Below are 17,998 nucleotides of genomic sequence, written 5' to 3'. Positions count from 1 at the left end.
GATCTATCGCCAACCTTCGTCGCCTTCGACCGGCTCCGCATCGGATACCTTGTCGAGCAGCTTCGATAGAACAATCCCGCTCGCGCCGCCTGCCGAAACCCGCGCACAGAACCCATCCAGCGCCGCAAGCCTCACCGGCCCTGCTCCTGCAACCGCCTCAAACCCCGGCATAGCGAGCGGCTCCCCGAGCGCCATGCCGTCGGGCAGACGGAATTCCGCCGGTTTGCGCGTCAGGTTGAAAACGAACAGCAGTTTCTCTCCGCCCTTTTCGCGGGTAAAGGCGAGCAGGTCCTGGTTTGTGCCGACGAAGGTCATCTCGCCGTCGATGAGCGCCGGGCGGCTCTTCCGGAATGCGAGCGTCCGGCGATAGTGATGCAGGACAGAGCTGTCGCTGTCCTCCTGCGTGTCGACGGAGAGTGCTGCCTGCTCGTAGGGAACCGGCAGCCAGCTCTTTTCGCCCGAGGTGAAGCCCGCATGCGCCTTGCCGGCTTCCCAGGGCATCGGGGTGCGGCATCCGTCGCGGCCCTTGAAGGCCGGCCAGAACCGGATGCCGTAGGGATCCCGCAGATCCTCGAAGGCAAGCTCCGCTTCCGGCAATCCAAGCTCCTCGCCTTGATAAAGGCAGATCGAACCGCGCAGAGCCGCAAGTACTGAGATCGCGAGCTTGGCGATAACAGGCCGCTCCTCCTCCGTCAGCGCGAACCGGCTGACATGGCGCATGACGTCGTGATTGGAGAAGGCCCAGCAGACCCAGCCGTCGGTGACCACCTTCTGGGAGGCCTCGACGCAACTGCGAATATGCGCGGCGGTGAAATCCGGCCCCAGCAGATCGAAGGTGTAGCACATGTGCAGCTTGTCGTCGCCGCTCGTATAGGCGGCCACCGTCTTTAGCGAACGTGCGCCGTCGCCGACTTCGCCGACAGTCGTGCGGTCCTCATAGCGGTCGAGCAGCGCGCGGAAACGCTTGAGGAAGCCGATATTCTCCGGCTGCGTCTTGTCGTAAAGGTGGTTTTGCATACCATAGGGGTTGGTGTCGGGCGCATCAAGGCCCCCGTCACTGGCATCGGGCTCATGCGGGGGATTGCTTCGGAGCTGCTTGTCGCAAAAATAATAATTGACCGTGTCCAACCGGAAGCCGTCGACGCCGCGGCCGAGCCAGAACTTCACCGTTTCCAGCACCGCGTCCTGCACTTCGTTGCAGTGGAAATTGAGATCGGGCTGCGAGGTCAGGAAATTGTGCTGGTAATATTGCCGGCGCACGCCGTCCCATTCCCAGCCAGGCCCGCCGAATATCGACAGCCAGTTGTTTGGCGCCGTACCATCAGGCTTCGGATCGGCCCAGACATACCAGTCCGCCTTCGGATTGGTCCGGTTCGACCGGCTTTCAATGAACCAGGGATGGCGGTCGGAAGTGTGCGAGATCACCTGGTCGATGATCACTTTGATGCCGAGCCTGTGCGCCTCGGCCATCATCTCGTCGAAATCGGCCAGCGTGCCAAAAATTGGGTCGACGTCGCAATAATCGGAAACGTCGTAGCCCATGTCGGCCATGGGAGACTTGAAGAAGGGTGAGAGCCAGATGGCATCGACGCCGAGGCTGGCGATATGTTGCAGCCGCCGGGTAATTCCCTTGAGGTCGCCGAGCCCGTCGCTGTTGGTGTCCTGAAACGAACGCGGATAAACCTGATAGATTACCGCGCCGCGCCACCAGTCCGCATTCCCGCCTGCCTGCAATGCCATCGGCTACATCTCCTGCCTCGTTTGCGCTCGACACACTAAAGCGGACGAAACAAAAGACAACCACGCGTGGCTGTATGAATGGAACAGAAACCGCCGCGACGCTTGGTCGCGATGCAACAAGAGGAAGACGTATATAGGCTTGTCCACAACCGAAAACCGGCCTCTGGATTTGGGGTTGCAACGCAAAGCCTTTGCGATAAGGTGCGCGCTGACCTGCACGTAAGAGGTCAAAGATCTGGGAACAAATGTCTAATAAAGGCGAAAAGCCTAGAAAGGTGGACCCAACATGAACCAGTTCACGAAAAAATTTCTCGCCTCCGCAATGTTTGGCACATTGCTGGCATTTTCGGCGCACGCGGCTACGCTCAACATCCACAATGGTGGCGATCCGCAATCGCTCGATCCGCAAAAGCTCTCTGGCGACTGGGAGAATCGTATCGCCGGCGACATTTTCGAAGGCCTCGTCACCGAGGATGCGATGGACAATCCGATCCCCGGCCAGGCTGAAAGCTGGACCATTTCGCCGGATGGCAAGGTCTACACCTTCAAGCTTCGCGACGGCATCAAGTGGTCCGATGGCCAGCCGGTAACGGCAGGAGACTTCGTCTTCGCCTTCCAGCGCCTCGTCGACCCGAAGAACGCTGCCGACTACGCCTACCTGCAGTTCACCATCAAGAACGCCGAAAAGATCAGCAAGGGCGAGATCACCGATCTCAACCAGCTCGGCGTCAAGGCGATCGACGACAAGACGCTCGAAATCACTCTGGAAAATCCGACCCCCTATTTCATCAACGCCCTGATGCACTACACGGCCTATCCGCTGCCGAAGCATGTCGTTGAGGCGAAGGGCCAGGATTGGGTCAAGATCGGCAACATCGTCACCAACGGTCCCTACAAGCCGACCGAGTGGGTTCCGGGCTCACATGTCACGACCGTCAAGAATGACCAGTGGTACGGCACCAAGGACCTGAAGATCGACGGCGCCAAGTTCTTCGTGCTCGAGGATCAGGAAGCTGCACTGAAACGTTACCGCGCCGGCGAGTTCGATATCCTCACCGACTTCCCGACCGACCAGTACGAGTGGATGAAGAAGAACCTGCCGGGCCAGGCGCATGTCGCCCCCTTCTCCGGCCTCTATTATTATGTCGTCAACTCGCAGAAGCCGCCCTTCAGCGACAAGCGTGTACGCCAGGCGCTGTCGATGGCGATCAACCGCGAAGTCATCGGCCCGCAGATCCTCGGCACTGGCGAACTGCCGGCCTATTCCTGGGTCCCACCGGGCACGGCGAATTATGGCGAGCCGGCCTATGTCAGCTGGAAGGACCTGCCCTATAACGAGAAGGTCGCCGAGGCCAAGAAGCTGCTCGCCGAAGCTGGCTTCGGCCCGGACAAGCCGCTCCAAGCGGTCCTAAGCTACAACACCAACGACAACCACAAGCGCATCGCCGTGGCGATCGCTTCCATGTGGAAGCCGCTCGGTGTCAATGTTGAGCTCGTCAACGCCGAAACCAAGGTGCATTACGACCAGATGCAGCGTGGCCAGGTGGAGATCGGCCGTGCCGGCTGGCTCGCCGATTACAACGATCCGGACAACTTTCTGAACCTCCTGGTGACAGGCGTGCAGATGAATTACGGCCGCTGGTCCAATCCTGAATATGACAAGCTGATCAAGGACGGCAACGCTCAGACGGATCTCACCAAGCGCGCCGAAATCTTCAAGAAGGCCGAACAGCTGGCGCTTGATGAGTCCGCAGCCCTGCCGATCTATTACTATGTCTCGAAGAACGTCGTTTCGCCGAAGATCGAAGGCTTCGTCGACAACATCCAGGACATCCACCGCACGCGCTGGCTGTCGATGAAAGAGTAAGGGAAAACGGTCCTTCCCGCCGCTCGCGGGAAGGACCGGCCCAAGACCATGATCAGATACGCCCTCCGTCGCCTGCTATCGACGATCCCCGTTCTGTGGATCGCCGTCACAGCCTGCTTTTTTGTTTTGCGCCTTGCCCCCGGCGGCCCGTTTGATGGCGAAAGGCCATTGCCGCCGGTGATCCTGAAAAACCTTGCGGCTCACTACAACCTCGACAAGCCGCTGATCCAGCAATACCTGATCTATGTCGGCGACCTGCTGCGGGGCGATCTCGGCCCCTCCTTCGCCAGCGAGGATTTCACCGTCGCCCAGCAAATCATGATCGGCCTGCCCTATACCTTCACCATTGGCACGGCTGCCTTCCTGATTGCCATCATCGTCGGTGTAGGCGTCGGCTGTCTTGGGGCGCTCTACCAGAACAAGGCGCCCGATTACATTCTCGGTGCGCTCATCCTGGTCGGCGTCGTCTTGCCCAACTTCCTGATCGCGCCGATCCTCCAGCTCATCTTCGGCATTCACCTCGCCTGGTTTCCCGTTGGCGGCTGGGGTGACGGATCGATCAAATTCCTGATCCTGCCGATCGTCGTTCTGGCCCTGCCGCATGCAGGCCGCATCTCGCGCATCACCCGCGGTTCGATGATCGAGGTGATGAACCAGAACTTCATCCGCACCGCCAAGGCCAAGGGCATCGGTCCACGGCTGACGGTGATGCGCCACGCGCTGAAACCCGCCATGATGCCGGTCGTTTCCTATCTGGGTCCTGCGGCAAGCTACCTTCTCACCGGCTCGCTGGTTGTCGAAAGCATCTTCGGATTGCCCGGCATCGGCCGCTATTTCGTCAACGCAGCCCTGAACCGCGATTACGGCATGGTTCTCGGGACGGTCATCTTCTACATGGTACTGATCGTGTTCCTGAACCTTCTCGTCGATATCGCCTATGCCTGGCTCGACCCGAAAGTGAGAAACCGATGATCCTCAACCCCGCAAAACGCGAGCTGCTCACAGAGGAGCTTCTGCAGGCGGAAGGGCTGGCGCCCGAAGGCCGTTCGCTCACCAGGGATGCGCTGCGCCGCCTCGGACGCAACAAGGCCGCCGTGCTGTCGATTGCCGTCCTGGGGCTCCTGATCCTCGCCGCCTTTCTCGGCCCTTGGTTCATCCCCTTCAACTACGAGGACCCGGATTGGGCGGCCTTCCGCATCCCGCCCTCGATCGAGACCGGCCATTATTTCGGCACCGACCCGAACGGCCGCGACCTCCTTGCCCGCGTCCTCTACGGCACCCGCGTCTCGCTTGCCGTGGCGCTGACGGCAACCGTCGTGTCCGTCTTGATCGGCGTGCTCTACGGCGCGATATCTGGCTATATCGGTGGCAGGCTGGATGCGATCATGATGCGCTTCGTCGATATCATGTATGCCCTTCCCTACATCCTCTTCGTCATCCTGCTGATGGTTATCTTCGGTCGCAACGTCTATCTGCTGTTTGCCGCTATTGGCGCGCTGGAGTGGCTGACCATGGCCCGCATCGTCCGCGGGCAGACGCTGTCGATCAAGCATCGCGAATTCATCGAGGCGGCGCGTGCTTCCGGGCAGCGGCCGTTCAAGATCATCGTCAAGCACATCATCCCGAACCTCGTCGGCCCGGTGGTCATTTTTGCGGCGCTGACGGTGCCTGAAATCATCGCCACCGAAAGTTTCCTGTCCTATCTCGGCTTCGGCGTCCAGGAACCGCTGACCTCGCTCGGCACGCTGATCGCCGAGGGAACCGACGCCATGGAAAGCATGCCCTGGCTGCTGATCTTCCCGGCAAGTTTCCTCGTCGCCCTGCTGCTCAGCCTGCTCTTCATCGGCGACGGCCTGCGCGACGCCTTCGACCCGAAGGATCGATAGAATGCTTCAAGAAAAAGACATCCTGCTCGAACTCAAGGACTACTCCATCGCCTTCGAAACGCCGGACGGCGAGGTGAAGGCGGTCTCCAACATGAACCTCACGGTCCGGCGCGGCGAGCGCATCGCCATCGTCGGCGAGTCCGGCTCCGGCAAGAGCCAGACCTTCCTCGGCATCATGGGCCTGCTCGCCAAGAACGGCAGGACGGCGGGACAGGCGCTGCTCGAAGGCAAGGACGTGCTGTCGCTGAAACCGCGCGAGCTCGATCAGATCCGCGGCAAGGACATGGCCATGGTCTTCCAGGACCCGATGACCGCCTTGAACCCATCGCTGAAAATTTCCCGACAGCTGACCGAACAGCTGGAGGTTCACCGCGGCCTGACGGCGCGTGCCGCATCGGACGCTGCCCTCGACATGCTCAAACGCGTCGGCATCCCCGATCCGACGCGGCGATTCCATCTTTATCCGCACGAACTGTCAGGCGGCATGCGCCAGCGCATCGTCATCGCCATGGCGCTGCTCACCAAGCCGAAGCTCCTGATTGCCGACGAGCCGACGACCGCACTCGATGTCACCATCCAGGCGCAGATCCTCGACCTTTTCAACGACCTGACGGCGGAGATGAACACGGCGCTTGTCATGATCACCCACGATCTGGGCGTCGTTGCCGGCCTCGCCGACCGCGTCGCCGTCATGTATGCCGGCCGCATCGTCGAGGAGGCGCCCGTCGACGAGCTCTTCGACAATCCGGCCCATCCCTATACGGCGGCGTTGCATGCCTCTATCCCGCGGCCCGACCAAGATGTCGACGACCTCGTCGTTATTCCCGGGCGCCCGCCCAACCTGCAGCACCTGCCGAAGGGTTGCAATTTTTCGCCGCGCTGTTCGCAGGTCCAGGACGATTGCATCGACCGTCCGCCGCCGCTCGAAACGCTGGCGCCGCGCCACTGCGCCGCCTGCTACCATCCCTTCCCGCGTCGTGAGGAGTTGTTGAACCATGGCTGATCGGTCGCTGCTGAGGGTCGAAAACCTGACGACCCAGTTCGAACTTCCGGCAAAAGGCTTCTTCAAGCCGCCGGTCTTCCTCACCGCCGTCAACAATGTCAGCTTCGATCTCGCCGAAGGCCGCACGCTCGGTGTCGTCGGTGAATCCGGTTGCGGCAAGTCGACGCTCGGCCGCTCCATCCTACGGCTTTTGAAATCGCAGAAGGGCCGGATTCTCTGGCAGGGCCGCAATCTTCTCGACCTCACGGAGGAGGAAATGCGCGCGGCGCGCCGCGACATGCAGATCATCTTTCAGGATCCGATCGCTTCGCTCGACCCGCGCATGACGGTCGGAGACATCATCGCCGAGCCCCTCACCGTCTTCGAGCCGAAGCTTTCGAAGGCCGAGCGCACCGAACGCGTACGTCAGATCATGGGCGCCGTCGGCCTGGTGCCGGAGATGATCAACCGCTATCCGCATGAGTTCTCGGGCGGCCAGGCGCAGCGCATCGGCATTGCCCGCGCCGTCATCACCAGACCGAAGCTCATCATCTGCGACGAGCCGGTATCGGCCCTCGACGTCTCGATCCAGGGCCAGGTGATCACGCTCCTGCGCAAGCTGCGCAAGGAATTCGGCCTGACGCTGATCTTCATCAGTCACGACCTTTCCGTCGTGCGCCTGATCTCGGACGATGTACTGGTGCTCTATCTCGGCCGTGTGGTGGAATCTGGCGACTGCGCCACTGTCTTCGATCATCCCGCCCACCCCTATACGCAGGCGCTCTTTTCCGCAGCCCCGATCCCGGACCCGAAGCTCGCGCGGCTGCGTACCCGCATCCGGCTGCAGGGTGATCCACCCTCGCCGCTCAACCCGCCGAAAGGCTGCGTCTTCTCACCCCGTTGTTGGAAGGCCACCGATATCTGTCGCACGGAAATGCCGCCGATCGAGGAAGTCCGCCCCGGCCAGAAGGCCGCCTGCTATCATATGGACAGGCCATCAATGGAATGATGGCCGCCTGACGCGGCCTTCACTTTCTTCCGGGGTCCAGCATCGCCATGTTTAATAGGGCTATTTTGGAATCTAAAGTCCACGATAAGAAAGATTTATAGGAGCATATGCTATCCCGTTTCCGCCTAATCATGGGCCAGGGGAACGCATACATGAAATCGAAAGTATTGGGATCTATCGCACTTGCGGTCTCGATCGTCTCGGCCTCCGCCATGCCCTCGCGTGCCGAGGATCTGAAGTTCCAGCTCACCAACGGAACCAATTCCGTGCTGACCCGCTTCTACAGCTCGCCGGCGGGCATCGACAACTGGGAGGAAGACGTGTTCGGCGAGAACGTCCTCAATCCGGGCGAAACCGCGAACATCACCATCGCCGATGGCCGTACCGTCTGCAAATATGACATGCGCTTCGAATTCGACGAAGACTCGGATCTCGAAACCACCGAAGACACGCAGGATCTTTGCGCGCTCGGAAGCTACACGATTCACGAATAAAGATCCTTTGCCGGCGCCCGCCTTCGCTTGCGCGCGAAGGCGGCTTTCCGTTCCTGTCGGAATAGCGCGCGCAACATCGAGCTTGTCACTCCGCCCCGCTCCGCGTATCAGCGGATGAAGCGTCAATTCAAAGCGATAGAGCAGCCTGTTACATCAGTAGCGCTCTGATGCCGGGAGGACAAGGTGAACGGAAGACGGTTTCTGTCGATCGGTGAATGCATGGTGGAGCTCTCGCAGGCCGGCGACGGCCTGCTGCGCAAGGGCTTTGCCGGCGACACCTTCAACACCGCCTGGTATGCCCGCGCTTGCCTTGGCGCCGATTGGTCGGTCGATTATTTCACCGCGCTTGGCGACGACGCCATGTCGGACGAGATGGCTGCCTTCATCGCCGAGGCGGGTATCGGCACGAGCCTCATCCGCCGCATCAAAGGCAGGACGCCGGGCCTTTACATGATCAACCTGAAGAACGGCGAACGATCCTTCAGCTATTGGCGCGACAGTTCCGCGGCCCGTAGCCTCGCTGCCGATCCTGACCATCTGCGCGAGGCGGTGGAAGCCGCTGATGTCATCTATTTCTCCGGCATCACCCTTGCCATCCTGCCGCAGGAGGATGCCGCAACGCTTCTCGCCGAGATCCGACGCGCCAAGGCCGTCGGCAAGCTCGTGGTTTTCGACCCCAACATCCGTCCTCGCCTCTGGTCGAGTTACGACGTAATGCATACGACGATCAGTGAAGGCGCCCGCTCCTCCGTGCTCGTCATGCCGAGCTTTGACGATGAGGCCGCCCATTTCGGCGACGATTCCATCGAGGCGACAGTCCATCGCTACCGCGCGCTAGGCGCCCTCAACGTCGTGGTCAAAAATGGCGCGGACGGTGTCACCTTGAATTTCGCCGGAGAGGAAACCTTCGTTCCGGCCGAAAAGGTCGAGAAGGTCGTTGACACCACCAGCGCCGGCGACAGTTTCAATGGTGCCTTCCTCGCACGATACCTCGATAGCGAGGACGCGCCGGCCGCCGCCCGCTTCGCCGCAGGCGTTGCGGCTCGCGTCGTCAGCGAACATGGGGCATTGGTTCCAAGAGAAAAACTTGGGTTGAGCGGCGGCTGAGCCCGCGCATGACGTCCCCGCAGGTATGCCATGCGCGAGCGCTCCCCGCCTATCGGCATTCTTGCCCGTTAAGGCACAAGAATCAGGACTTCGTCGGCCGATCTGTCTCGCGAACCGCCTCGTCATGATACCAGCAGCTATCGAGCGCCGCATCGCAGACATCAGCCGCCTCGCGCTCCATCAGCCTGGCGCGTTCGAACCGGTTTGCGGCGCGCGTCGGCTTGACGGGAAACTGGTAGATCGTCGCGGATTCACGATGGAAACCGGTGGGCATTGAGATCGCCTCCATTCCGTTCGGCGCATCGACATCAGGACTGCGACCATAGCATAGTGCACATAGTTTATGCAAATTGCACAAAATATATGCTCTACCAAAGGGTGATTGATCTCTATGCTGTCCTGATCAAGAGCTTCCCGCCTATTTGTTCAACACTTCATCACGACAGCGTAACGCCGATATTTTCATCCGGTTCCGAAGCGAAAAAACCCTTTCCTTCGGGATGATAAGGCGTTCAGCCTTCCTGAAGGCCGGATTTCGGCAAAAGAAAATGCGCGCCTATCGACCGGCTTGTAATTTTCTTCCATCGGCTGCCAAACTGGCACGCTACATGCTTCAACGAGTGCATCCCCTGGCGGCCGGACGCGCTTACGCGTCGAAATCGCCTCCGGATTTGCTCACCTTCGTAGCATTGAGAGAGTCACGATGACAAAATATAAGCTCGAGTATATTTGGCTCGATGGGTACACTCCGGTACCGAACCTGCGTGGCAAGACGCAGATCAAGGAATTCGACGCATTCCCGACGCTGGAACAGCTTCCGCTCTGGGGCTTCGACGGTTCGTCGACGATGCAGGCCGAAGGCCGCAGCTCCGATTGCGTGCTGAAGCCCGTCGCCATCTATCCTGACCCGGCCCGCACCAACGGCGTTCTCGTCATGTGCGAAGTCATGATGCCCGATGGCGTCACGCCGCATCCGAGCAACGCCCGCGCCACCATCCTCGACGACGAAGATGCATGGTTCGGCTTCGAACAGGAATATTTCTTCTACCAGAACGGCCGTCCGCTCGGCTTTCCCGAGCAGGGCTATCCGGCTCCGCAGGGTCCTTACTACACCGGCGTCGGCTATTCGAACGTCGGCGACGTCGCCCGCGAAATCGTCGAGGAACACCTCGATCTCTGCCTCGCTGCCGGCATCAACCATGAAGGCATCAATGCCGAAGTGGCCAAGGGCCAGTGGGAATTCCAGATCTTCGGCAAGGGCTCCAAGAAGGCCGCCGACCAGATCTGGATGGCGCGCTACCTCCTGCAGCGCCTGACCGAAAAATACGGCATCGACATCGAGTATCATTGCAAGCCGCTCGGCGACACCGACTGGAACGGTTCGGGTATGCATTGCAACTTCTCGACCAAGTACATGCGCGAAGTCGGCGGCAAGGCTTATTTCGAGGCGCTGATGGCCCAGTTCGAAAAGAACCTGATGGACCACATCAACGTCTACGGCCCGGACAATGACAAGCGCCTGACGGGCAAGCACGAGACGGCTCCGTGGAACAAGTTCAGCTACGGCGTTGCAGACCGTGGCGCTTCGATCCGCGTACCGCACTCCTTCATCAAGAACGACTACAAGGGCTATCTGGAAGATCGCCGTCCGAACTCGCAGGGCTGCCCCTACCAGATCGCGTCCCAGGTTCTGAAGACGATCTCGGAAGTTCCGCTCTCCGGTTCGGCTTCCGCTGCCGCTTAACCTCCCAAGCGGCGCCGGCCTCCCCGCCGGCGCCGTTTCTTTTTAAGGCTGTGAGGCTTTCTCCCGCCGACATAATTGCCGGCTTTACGGCGTTAAGCTCCTGTAACCGTTCATGCAGGGCTGTAATATTTCCATCATGCTCATGCCTCAAAATAAAGAGGCGGGAATCGCCATTCCGGAACCCCGCTAAGGGGTAGAGCGTTGCCAGATCATCGCGACGCGGATGGAAATCGTGACATGCTGCAACGTCCGGCAAATACTTATAGCGGCGAGAGCTGGGCCAATGCTGCAGCCGCCGGAAACCTGCCGGAAAGGCTGGTGATCGTCACCGACGCCTGGCATCCGCAGGTCAATGGAGTCGTCCGCTCCATCGAGAACACCAATCGCGAACTGGCGAAAATGGGTGTCGAGGTTGCGATGGTGACGCCGGAGCGCTTCAACAGCATTCCCTGCCCGACCTATCCGGAGATACGTCTCTCGATCGCCAGTTACCGCCGCGTCGCGCGCGAGATCGAAAAGCACAATCCGTCTTATGTGCATATCGCCACCGAAGGTCCGCTGGGGTTGACCGCCCGCCGCTGGTGCCTGCGCAAGCGCATGCCTTTCTCCACCAGCTATCACACGCGCTTTCCGGAATATGTTTCTGCCCGCCTGCCGATCCCGCAGAGCTGGCTCTATGCCTTCGTGCGTTGGTTCCACAACGGCGGCGCCGGCTGCATGGTGGCGACGCCAAGCCTTGCCCGCGAATTGTCGGCAAGGGGCATCAAGAACCTGATGCCCTGGACCCGCGGCATCGACGCCACGCAATTCCATCCGATGCCGCTTGAGCCGGAGCCGCTTGGTCTGCCTCGCCCGATTTTCATGACGGTCGGGCGCGTGGCGCTGGAAAAGAACCTGCCGGCATTTCTCGACCTCGACCTGCCGGGCTCCAAGGTCGTCGTCGGCGATGGTCCGGCGCGCGCAGAGCTGGAGCAGCGTTACCCCAACGTACATTTCACCGGAGTGAAATTCGGCGAGGATCTGGCCAAAATCTATGCTCAGGCCGATGTCTTCGTCTTTCCCTCACTCACCGATACCTTTGGCAACACCATTCTCGAAGCCTTGGCATCGGGCGTGCCGGTCGCCGCCTACCCGGTCACCGGCCCGCTCGATATCCTCGGCGAGGACAGCGAGGTCGGGGCACTCGACGCCGACCTGCGCGCCGCCTGCCTGGCCGCCCTCTCCGCCTCGCGCACCAAGGCGCGAGAGCTTGCCATGCAATATTCCTGGGAAGCGGCGACGCAGCAATTCATCAACAATATTCGCGCTGCCAATGGGGTCATCACGCCGAAATGGAGGAAGGCCTGGCAATTCGCCAAGTCGCTCCCAAGAAGCAGAAAGCCCGGCGATACCGCCGGGCCTCTCCCATCTGCAGACTGATCCCTTGCTTGTGAAAGGCATTGCGCAGCGTGTCGTTCGCGACCGCAATGGCGCTGCGCGCGGCAGGCGTTTCGGTGATGGCATTCAGCAGCACGAAGTCGTGGATCGTACCGTTGTAACGCATTGACGTAACCTTGACGCCGGCCTGGCTGAGCTTGCGGGCATAGGCCTCGCCCTCGTCACGCAACACGTCGTTTTCGTCGACGATAACGAGCGCTGGCGGCAGGCCGTTCAACTGCTCCAGCGACGCCTGCAGCGGCGAAGCTGTGGGCTCCTTGCGCTGAGGCCACCCCTCTGCCCTGCCGGCATCTCCTCCACAGGTGGGGAGATTGGCTGGGCGGACCCACTCATTCCAACATCAATTGCTTGGGGAGATTCCATCTCCAAGTCGATCTCCCGCTTGTGGGAGAGATGTCCGGCAGGACAGAGGGGGGTCCAAGTATAGCGACGCCAGCCAGCGCCTCTAACCTTACGTCCGTTTTTTCTTCGACTCGTACGGATTGTCAGGCGAGCGGAAATGGATGCGGATCGGCACACTCGGCATGTCGAAATCGGCGCGCAAGCCGTTGATCAGGTATCGCGTATAGGATTCCGGCAGCGCGTCCGCGCGGGTGCAGGAAATCATGAAAGCCGGCGGGCGAGCCTTAACCTGCGTCATATATTTCAGCTTGATGCGGCGGCCGGAAACGGCCGGTGGCGGATGCTGGATCTGCTGCGTCTCCAGCCAGCGATTGAGCCTCGCCGTTGAGATGCGCTTGTTCCAGACCCTGTCGGTATCGATGATCGACTGCATCAACTTGTCGAGGCCCCAGCCGGTCTGGCCGGAGATCGGCACGGCGCGGATGCCGCGCGCCTGCGGCAGCAGCCGCTCGGTCTTTTCGCGGAGATCCGCAAGTACCGCCTGCCGATCCTCGATCATATCCCACTTGTTGAAGGCAAGCACGGCCGCGCGGCCCTCGCGCAGCACGAGGTCGACGATCTGCAGGTCTTGCTTCTCGAACGGGATCGTCGCATCGAAGACGATGACAACGGTTTCGGCGAAGCGGATGGCGCGCAGCGCGTCGGCCACCGAAAGCTTTTCCAGCTTCTCCGTCACCCGCGCTTTGCGGCGCATGCCGGCAGTATCAAACATCTTGATGGTGCGGCCGCGCCAGTCCCATTCCACCGAAATGGAATCACGCGTGATGCCCGCCTCCGGACCAGTCAAAAGCCGATCCTCGCCGAGGAAGCGATTGATCAGCGTCGATTTGCCCGCATTCGGCCGGCCGACGATCGCCACCCGCAGAGGCTTCGTTTCATCATAGGCTGGCTCTTCGTCCTCGCCGTCGGCCGTGCTTTCGCTCTGGGGGATGTCGACATCGGTAACCGCCACATCCTCCTTGGCGTAGGCCCTGTCTTTACCGATCGCCTCGACGATCGCGTCGCGCAGATCGAGCATGCCTTGCCCGTGCTCGGCCGAAATCGGCGTTGGCTCGCCCAGCCCCAGAGTATAGGCTTCGTAGAAGCCGCTGTCGGAACCACGCGCTTCAGATTTGTTGGCGACGAGCACCACCGGCTTGCCGCGCCGGCGCAGCATTTCGGCAAGAGCGGTATCGACGGGCGTCAGCCCGTTCTTGGCGTCGACGACGAATAGCGAAAGATCGGCCTCGTCGATTGCCGCTTCCGTCTGAGCGCGCATCCGGCCCTGCAGGCTTTCCTCGTGAGCTTCTTCCAGACCGGCCGTGTCGATGATCGTAAAGGTCAGGCCCATCAGCCGCGCATCACCCGGCCGGCGGTCGCGTGTCACGCCGGGCGTATCATCGACCAGCGCAAGCTTCTTGCCCACCAGGCGGTTGAAAAGCGTCGACTTGCCGACATTCGGACGACCGACGATGGCGACCGTGAAACTCATTGTTTTTCCTTAAAACTCAGCCCTGCGCGGCGGGCGCCTTGCCGGACGCGGTAATAAGATCAAGCATCATCTGAGCGCGATTGGCAACAGGGCGCGGGCTGCCGGTGTCGTCGACGACCGACTGGAACCATTGCCGCGCCTGCGCCACGTTGCCGGCCTTGTATGCGGCCAGGCCAAGTGCTTCCCGCGCCGAATGGCGGAAGGCGTTACTCGGCACGGCCATTTCTTCGATCGCGGCCGAAACCTGCTCATACGAGCCGTTCTCGATCAGCAGCCAGCCCGCGCGCATTTTGGCGACATCACGCACCGCAGCAGGAACGCTGTTGTCTTTGCCGATCTCGTTGAAGGCGGCGATCGCCGCGCCAGTATCGCCCTTCTGCGCCTGGACGGTCGCGGCCCGCATACGCGCCAGCACCGGATAGGCGCCATGCCCTTCCTTCTCCAGCTTTCCGAGCGCGGCCAAGGCCTCATCGTTCTTGTTCTCGTCGACAAGCTTCATCGCCGCCAGGAATTGATCGCCGGCGCCGGAGGAGCGGTTGTCGTCCCAATAGTCGTAGAGCACCTTGCCGGCGGTGCCGACGACGATCAGGATGGCGACGACAATGATATAACGGCCAAACCGGCGCCAGACGCCCTTCATCTGGTCGGACCGCAATTCCTCATTGACCTCACGGATGAAGCTGTCGTCGTTAAATGCCATTCTCGTCTCCGGCCGCGGATATACCCATAACTTTGCGCAAAATGCACATTGCCCGGCCTTCTACTCCATTTTGCCGCTGTTGTAAGGGGGATGTGAAAGATTCGTTACACGACAAGCGGCGAAACACCGATCAGCCATTCGTGCAGCTTCCAGATGATCAGCGCCCAGGCGACGATGCCGATGACGACGGCATAGAGGTCGTATTTGGCCGAGACGAAGGGCCGGAGCGTGATTTCCCCCGCCCGCTCGCGGCGCTTGAGCGAAATGCGCACGATCACGCCCCAGGCAAGAAACGCCGTAAACAGCAGAACCGACGACGTCTCGCCATTGGCGAGCAAATGCGCCAGCGCCCAGACCTTCACCGACAGCACCATCGGATGTTTCGTCCTGGTTGCTATATGCCCCGCCGGCAACAGCGAAGCGACCAGACAGATCATCGCGATCAGCATCAGCGTGATGGCGATATGCGCCGTCCAGACCGGCGGACTGTAAAGTATGCCCGTCACCTGACGCGCCTGCCCGAATCCGTAGATCAACAGGATCAGCATCGCCAGACTCGCGATCGAATAGGCTGCCCGCCAGCCCTTCTCGCCGAGGCTTGCGATCATCGACCGGCGAAAGCCGGGCGACACCACCCGTACCAGATGCACGCCGAGGAAAAGTATGATGCCGACGATAAGCAATGTCATTGCGCGCCCTTTCCGTGCAGTTTGTCATGGCTTAGCGACTTGCGCGAAAAAATGCCAGTAACACCGCAGCTTCGCCGCAATTCTGTCGGAGGGAAACCGCGAACAAATTGTCGCGGTGCTCATGTCTCGTCTTTTCCTCGCCTCCTGTCTGGTTGCCTCCCTTTTTCTTCCTGCGGCGGCAGAGGCGGCCGACCGGCCGAAGCAGCTCGTCATCATCTCCTTCGACGGCGCCCACGACAATGCGCTCTGGCTGAAAAGCCGCGAAATGGCTGCCAGGACTGGCGCCCATTTCACCTACTTCCTTTCCTGCACCTTCCTGATGAACGAGGCGGCCAAGAAGGCCTATCAGGCGCCGCACCAGAAAAGCGGAAAATCCAATATCGGTTTTGCCCAAAGCGACGACGAGATCCGCGAACGCCTGGGCAATATCTGGCATGCCCATCTCGAAGGCCACGACATGGCAAGCCATGCCTGCGGCCATTTCGACGGCCGCCTATGGAGTGAGGCCGACTGGTCGGCCGAATACGCGACCTTCCATGCCACGTTGAAAAATGCCTGGAAGAGCGTCGGCCTCGATGAGCCGGCCGGCTGGCAGGATCTGGTCGATCATGGCATCAAGGGCTTCCGCGCTCCCTATCTCTCCGCGACCGCGGGTGCCGACATGATCGCCGCCGAGAAGAAGGCCGGTTTCACTTATGATGCGAGCCTTGTGACCAAAGGCCCGGCCATGCCTGTGGAGGAAGACGGCATCATCCGTTTCGGCCTCCCCCTGATTCCCGAAGGCCCGAACGAAAAGCCGATCATCGGCATGGACTACAATCTCTTCGTCCGCCACTCCAAGGGTAAGGAGGACAGGGCGGATTCGAAGGAGTTCGAGGACCGCGCCTACGCCGCCTTCTCCCAGGCCTTCGACCGTCAGTACAGCGGCGACCGCATCCCTCTCCAACTCGGCTTCCATTTCGTCGAGATGAACGGCGGCGCCTACTGGCGCGCGCTGGACCGCCTCGTCAGCGACGTCTGCCATCGGGCTGACGTGGCCTGTGTAAGCTATTCCGAAGCGGTTCCGATGATTGAGGCACGCGGGAAACTGCAGCGAGTGTCAGGTCTCTGAGAAGAGCTTTTGGAATGAGAGGCGGTGCCGTGGTCCAGCGAGGGGCTTACCCATCAACCATCAGCGTGCACAACGCCCCCTTCCCGCTCTAGATAACGTTGGTCGATCTCCGGCAACGGTTCATCATAGATGGCCGCCTCGAAGGCCTTGAGGCGCTTATGGATGGAGAGCAGTTCGATGATCGTCGTCCAGGAATTGACGAGATATTGGAAGGAGTTGCTCACCTGGCCGAGGGCGGTCGAGATCTGCTGGAAGACCCCGTAAGTGATGGCCCCCGCCACGATCGTCGGCACCAGCATGAAGACCACAAAAAGCGCATCCGCCTGAATGTAGAAATAGCGCGCGACGTTGAAATACATGTAGTGGAAGTACATTCGGAAATAGTTGCGCCGAACGTTCTCGAAAAGCTCCCTGACCGTCAGCGGTTGGGCTCGGTCGGCGTGGTCTTCGCCATAGACGAGTTCCTTGCGATAGGCTGCTTCGACGCGCTGATTGCGGAAGTTCAGGCCAGGCAACTTTACGCCGGCTACTGCCAGCAGCAGCGTGCCGAAGGCCGACCAGAACAGCGCCAGCCAAAACAGCGAATTCGCCAGAGGCCCGATCACCGGCAATGCTGTCACATAGTGCGAGAGCGCCAGAAGGATCGGAAGGAAAACCACGAGCGTCATCACAGAGTTGATGAGGCTGATGCCGAGACCTTCGAGTGTGCTCGAGAAACGCATCGTATCTTCCTGGACGCGCTGCGAAGCCCCTTCGATATGACGAAGCTTTTCCCACTTCGACATGTAGAAATTGTTCATCGCCGTGCGCCATCGGAATATGTAATGGCTGGTAAAGAAGTCGGTCATGATCGACACGAACATGCTGAGAAATGCGATCTGACAGAAGACCCACATAAGGTCGTAGAAATTGTCGACGGTAATACCTGGCTGCTTCGACAGCGCATTCTGCAGGAGATCGCCGAACGGCCGGCGCCAGTTGTTGATCACAACGGTGATCTGAACGCCGAAATAAGTCACGAAGATGATCAGCGCCGAGCCCCAGATCGACCACAGCTTCCAGGGATGGTGCAGCGCTTTCAGATGCCACGCGCCGCAGAAGATTACCGCGGATAAGAAGAAATAGCTGTAGAACCAGACGTTTTCGGGCAGCAGGAAAAACGAGAGGTCGATCGGCTGCTGATCCTCAGGAACCGGTGTGAAACCGAGAGAGAGGCCGAGACCGGCGGCGAAGAGATACCAGCCGGCAATGGAAATCAGCGTCCAAACAACAAGCGAAGAAAAGAATGCCTTGGGCTGGGGAAAAAACGAATGAAACACGGGGGGCTTTGCTTTCCTGAACTGTGAGTCTCGGGAGTGT

16 protein-coding genes and 1 pseudogene are annotated in these 17,998 nt (G+C 60.4%); 10 read left to right on the top strand and 7 right to left on the bottom strand.

Annotated features, from left to right (window positions below; genetic code table 11):
• Window positions 1-3: 3 nt before the first annotated feature.
• Window positions 4-1,740 (bottom strand): alpha-glucosidase, encoded by a 1,737-nt coding sequence (locus tag FFR93_RS09115; RefSeq protein ID WP_138392991.1) that lies wholly within the window; start codon window positions 1,738-1,740, stop codon window positions 4-6.
• A 286-nt stretch (window positions 1,741-2,026) separates the two neighbouring features.
• On the opposite strand from FFR93_RS09115, the gene FFR93_RS09110 reads away from it, so the two are divergent.
• The 7 genes from FFR93_RS09110 (at window position 2,027) to FFR93_RS09080 (ending at window position 9,085) form a co-directional block, all read left to right on the top strand.
• Window positions 2,027-3,607: a peptide ABC transporter substrate-binding protein gene (locus FFR93_RS09110; RefSeq protein WP_064705800.1), complete on the top strand. Its 1,581-nt coding sequence runs from the start codon at window positions 2,027-2,029 to the stop codon at window positions 3,605-3,607.
• 48 nt (window positions 3,608-3,655) lie between these two features.
• The gene (locus FFR93_RS09105) at window positions 3,656-4,579 is read left to right on the top strand and encodes an ABC transporter permease subunit (RefSeq protein ID WP_064695802.1); all 924 of its coding nucleotides are present in this window, start codon (window positions 3,656-3,658) and stop codon (window positions 4,577-4,579) included.
• The gene (locus FFR93_RS09100) at window positions 4,576-5,493 is read left to right on the top strand and encodes an ABC transporter permease subunit (protein ID WP_064705801.1); all 918 of its coding nucleotides are present in this window, start codon (window positions 4,576-4,578) and stop codon (window positions 5,491-5,493) included. Before FFR93_RS09105 ends, FFR93_RS09100 begins: the two co-directional genes overlap by 4 nt.
• 1 nt (window position 5,494) lies before the next feature.
• The gene (locus FFR93_RS09095) at window positions 5,495-6,496 is read left to right on the top strand and encodes an ABC transporter ATP-binding protein (protein ID WP_064711446.1); all 1,002 of its coding nucleotides are present in this window, start codon (window positions 5,495-5,497) and stop codon (window positions 6,494-6,496) included.
• Complete coding sequence (locus tag FFR93_RS09090; protein WP_064705803.1) at window positions 6,489-7,484, top strand: oligopeptide/dipeptide ABC transporter ATP-binding protein; 996 nt, start codon at window positions 6,489-6,491, stop codon at window positions 7,482-7,484. The genes FFR93_RS09095 and FFR93_RS09090 overlap by 8 nt, the downstream gene beginning before the upstream one ends.
• A 152-nt stretch (window positions 7,485-7,636) precedes the next feature.
• Entirely contained in the window at window positions 7,637-7,978 is a 342-nt protein-coding gene (locus FFR93_RS09085; protein ID WP_064705804.1) for a hypothetical protein, read from the top strand.
• 183 nt (window positions 7,979-8,161) lie between these two features.
• Complete coding sequence (locus tag FFR93_RS09080) at window positions 8,162-9,085, top strand: sugar kinase (protein ID WP_138392989.1); 924 nt, start codon at window positions 8,162-8,164, stop codon at window positions 9,083-9,085.
• 82 nt (window positions 9,086-9,167) lie between these two features.
• On the opposite strand, the gene gstI is transcribed toward FFR93_RS09080, so the two are convergent.
• Window positions 9,168-9,359 carry a glutamine synthetase translation inhibitor GstI gene (gene gstI / locus FFR93_RS09075; protein ID WP_064804193.1) on the bottom strand — a complete coding sequence of 64 codons (192 nt, stop codon included), beginning with the start codon at window positions 9,357-9,359 and terminating at the stop codon, window positions 9,168-9,170.
• Between the two features lie 429 nt (window positions 9,360-9,788).
• Here gstI and FFR93_RS09070 point away from each other — a divergent pair, with 429 nt between their 5' ends.
• Together FFR93_RS09070 and FFR93_RS09065 are read left to right on the top strand one after the other, a co-directional pair.
• Window positions 9,789-10,829, top strand: a complete 1,041-nt coding sequence (locus FFR93_RS09070) for a glutamine synthetase beta-grasp domain-containing protein (RefSeq protein ID WP_038690487.1) — start codon at window positions 9,789-9,791, stop codon at window positions 10,827-10,829.
• A 237-nt stretch (window positions 10,830-11,066) separates the two neighbouring features.
• Window positions 11,067-12,248 (top strand): glycosyltransferase family 1 protein, encoded by a 1,182-nt coding sequence (locus FFR93_RS09065; protein ID WP_138392988.1) that lies wholly within the window; start codon window positions 11,067-11,069, stop codon window positions 12,246-12,248.
• A gap of 7 nt (window positions 12,249-12,255) precedes the next feature.
• On the opposite strand, the pseudogene FFR93_RS09060 reads toward FFR93_RS09065, so the two are convergent.
• The 4 genes and pseudogenes from FFR93_RS09060 to FFR93_RS09045 all read right to left on the bottom strand — a co-directional run.
• Window positions 12,256-12,528 (bottom strand): annotated as a pseudogene (locus FFR93_RS09060) (alpha/beta hydrolase fold domain-containing protein); the annotation flags it as partial.
• Window positions 12,529-12,717: 189 nt separating this feature from the next.
• Window positions 12,718-14,139, bottom strand: a complete 1,422-nt coding sequence (der, locus tag FFR93_RS09055; RefSeq protein WP_064705807.1) for a ribosome biogenesis GTPase Der — start codon at window positions 14,137-14,139, stop codon at window positions 12,718-12,720.
• 16 nt (window positions 14,140-14,155) lie between these two features.
• Entirely contained in the window at window positions 14,156-14,839 is a 684-nt protein-coding gene (locus FFR93_RS09050) for a tetratricopeptide repeat protein (RefSeq protein WP_138392987.1), read from the bottom strand.
• 104 nt (window positions 14,840-14,943) lie between these two features.
• Window positions 14,944-15,528: an NnrU family protein gene (locus FFR93_RS09045; RefSeq protein ID WP_138392985.1), complete on the bottom strand. Its 585-nt coding sequence runs from the start codon at window positions 15,526-15,528 to the stop codon at window positions 14,944-14,946.
• Between the two features lie 121 nt (window positions 15,529-15,649).
• Between FFR93_RS09045 and FFR93_RS09040 the strand changes: the two genes are divergently transcribed.
• Window positions 15,650-16,639, top strand: coding sequence for a polysaccharide deacetylase (locus FFR93_RS09040; protein ID WP_138392984.1), 990 nt, complete (start codon window positions 15,650-15,652; stop codon window positions 16,637-16,639).
• A 53-nt stretch (window positions 16,640-16,692) separates the two neighbouring features.
• On the opposite strand, the gene sbmA is transcribed toward FFR93_RS09040, so the two are convergent.
• On the bottom strand, window positions 16,693-17,958 hold the full coding sequence (gene sbmA, locus FFR93_RS09035; RefSeq protein WP_138392982.1) for a peptide antibiotic transporter SbmA: 1,266 nt from the start codon (window positions 17,956-17,958) through the stop codon (window positions 16,693-16,695).
• Window positions 17,959-17,998: the final 40 nt, after the last annotated feature.

Source organism: Rhizobium sp. MHM7A (assembly GCF_005862215.1).
Lineage (GTDB): Bacteria > Pseudomonadota > Alphaproteobacteria > Rhizobiales > Rhizobiaceae > Rhizobium > Rhizobium bangladeshense.
The sequence above is the reverse complement of the archived record's forward strand: the minus strand, read 5'-3'. Positions and strand labels throughout refer to the sequence as shown.

Coding starts and splice junctions, on each gene's coding strand:
- gstI (WP_064804193.1), bottom strand. CDS start 9,359: ATGCCCACCGGTTTCCATCGTGAATCCGCGACGATCTACCAGTTTCCC.
- FFR93_RS09045 (WP_138392985.1), bottom strand. CDS start 15,528: ATGACATTGCTTATCGTCGGCATCATACTTTTCCTCGGCGTGCATCTG.
- FFR93_RS09050 (WP_138392987.1), bottom strand. CDS start 14,839: ATGGCATTTAACGACGACAGCTTCATCCGTGAGGTCAATGAGGAATTG.
- FFR93_RS09040 (WP_138392984.1), top strand. CDS start 15,650: ATGTCTCGTCTTTTCCTCGCCTCCTGTCTGGTTGCCTCCCTTTTTCTT.
- FFR93_RS09105 (WP_064695802.1), top strand. CDS start 3,656: ATGATCAGATACGCCCTCCGTCGCCTGCTATCGACGATCCCCGTTCTG.
- FFR93_RS09095 (WP_064711446.1), top strand. CDS start 5,495: ATGCTTCAAGAAAAAGACATCCTGCTCGAACTCAAGGACTACTCCATC.
- FFR93_RS09085 (WP_064705804.1), top strand. CDS start 7,637: ATGAAATCGAAAGTATTGGGATCTATCGCACTTGCGGTCTCGATCGTC.
- FFR93_RS09110 (WP_064705800.1), top strand. CDS start 2,027: ATGAACCAGTTCACGAAAAAATTTCTCGCCTCCGCAATGTTTGGCACA.
- der (WP_064705807.1), bottom strand. CDS start 14,139: ATGAGTTTCACGGTCGCCATCGTCGGTCGTCCGAATGTCGGCAAGTCG.
- FFR93_RS09070 (WP_038690487.1), top strand. CDS start 9,789: ATGACAAAATATAAGCTCGAGTATATTTGGCTCGATGGGTACACTCCG.
- FFR93_RS09065 (WP_138392988.1), top strand. CDS start 11,067: ATGCTGCAACGTCCGGCAAATACTTATAGCGGCGAGAGCTGGGCCAAT.
- FFR93_RS09090 (WP_064705803.1), top strand. CDS start 6,489: ATGGCTGATCGGTCGCTGCTGAGGGTCGAAAACCTGACGACCCAGTTC.
- FFR93_RS09115 (WP_138392991.1), bottom strand. CDS start 1,740: ATGGCATTGCAGGCAGGCGGGAATGCGGACTGGTGGCGCGGCGCGGTA.
- FFR93_RS09100 (WP_064705801.1), top strand. CDS start 4,576: ATGATCCTCAACCCCGCAAAACGCGAGCTGCTCACAGAGGAGCTTCTG.